The following is a 1778-nucleotide window of genomic DNA, read 5'->3' as shown; positions in this document are numbered from 1 at the left end:
TGCCGCGCTGCCGGACCGCGCGGGGGAGCGGTGGGGCCGTCGGATCGGCGGCTCCCCTCGGTCTCGGGCCCGCCCATGGAGCGGCGTCACGGGGATGGACATGCCGCCGCTCCACGGTCCCCCTCGGTTCCCCCACCCCTAGGGTGTATCCATCCACCCCTGCCTGTTCACCCGTAGGTGCGGGCGCTTGGAGTGAACCGGGGGAGCGGAAGGGGGCGCGTTCGCCGCCTGGCCTGTCCTGCTGATCATTTCGGCCCTAATGTCGCAGACCAGGGCACGGATGTACGGCGGGAGGTTCGAGGATGCCGTCAGGAATCGGACCCCGCGAGGTGCGAGACGTCCCCGGCAGTCCCCCGGGCGTCGTCGGGGCTGCGGGGGACACCGGGACGACAGGGGCGGCGGAGGCCACGGACGGCGCCGGAGCCGCCGGGACCCCGGGCTTTCCGCAACCCCGGGAGGGCGCGGAACCGTCCGGGGACGGAGCCCGCCCGGGGCGCGTGGAGCTGCCCGGGCGCCCCCGGCCCTCGTGGGCGGCCTCCGAGGCGCTCGGCGACACGGGGCCCTCCGGTCGCGCCGGTCTCTCCGCCCCCGGGCACCTGTCCGGTACGGGCGTCCCGGGTCACCCGCAGGCTCCGAGTTCCTCGCATCCTCCGGGCGTTTCCCGTCCTCCCCGCGTCTCCGGTCCTCCCGGCGGCCCGCTTTCCGGCCTCCCGGGCCCTTCCTGTCCCTCCGGTTCTCCCGGCGGCACGGATTCCTCCGGCCTCCCGGCACTCCATGGCCACCCCGGGCCGCCGTACCAGCGCGCGGACCTCCCTGATCCCGGGGACCTCACGGGCCTCTCCCCGCTGCCCGCGCCGGACCACCCCGCCGACGACGGTCTGGTCCGCCTGTACGACCTCGCCGGCCGCCCACGCGGTACCGGATTCATGGCCGACCACCGCGGCACGGTGATCACCAGCCACGAGACGGTCGACGGCCTGTCCCGGCTCGTGCTGTACGGGGCCGGGGGCCGCTACTGTGTGGTGACCGCCGCCGCCGTCACCCCGCTGCCCGCGCTCGATCTCGCTCTCGTACGGACCGAGGGGCTCGGTGTGGCACCCCTGCCGGTCTCCGCGCGGGGGGGCGTCCGGAGCGGCACGTATGTGCGCATCGCCGCCGGGGGATGGCGGGAGGCGCGCGTACTGGGCACGGCCGCCGTCACCTACACGGCCACCGACGGCCCGTACGCCGTCGCCGATGCCCTGGAGCTGGCGGTCGGCACCGCAGGCCGGGACGCACTGCGCCTCGGTGGCGGCGCCGCCGGAGGCCCGGTGCTCGACGCCGGCACCGGCAGTGTGCTCGGCGTGCTCGGCACCGCCCTCCGCTCGGCCGACAGCGCCGTGGGCTTCGCCGTACCGCTGCCCATGGCGGCTCCCGCCCTCGCCGGGCTGCTCACCGAGAACACGGCGACGGTCCCCGCCCACGGCACCGACCTCAACCTCGCCGCGCTGGTGGAACTCACGGCCACCTGGTCGGCGCTCGTGGCCGCCTCGACGGGACCCGCAGACGCTTCGGCGCTGTCTCCGGCCGGCCCGGTGGAGGCTGCGGAGGAGCCGTGGGCTCCGGCGGGGTTCCGGAGGATGCCGGTCGGGTCAGCGGTCGGCACGGCGGGTGCTGCCGCGGGCGTGGCGGGGTGTACCGGTGCCTCCGGGAGGCTCCCGGACGGGGCCGTGCTGCCGCCGGGCGCCGCAGTGGTGCCGACAGGTGGCGTGGCGGGACCGTCGGGTGGCCTGGCGGGG

The 1778-nt window shown here is 76.8% G+C and carries 1 pseudogene; it reads left to right on the top strand.

Annotated features, from left to right (window positions below):
* Positions 1-926: 926 nt before the first annotated feature.
* Positions 927-1778 (top strand): annotated as a pseudogene (locus B9S61_RS02900) (hypothetical protein); the annotation flags it as partial.

Origin of the sequence: Streptomyces sp. SM1 (genome assembly GCF_002910825.1) — a bacterium.
GTDB lineage: Bacteria > Actinomycetota > Actinomycetes > Streptomycetales > Streptomycetaceae > Streptomyces > Streptomyces okerensis.
Note: the sequence above shows the minus strand (reverse complement) of the source record. Positions and strands in the feature narration are given on the sequence as shown.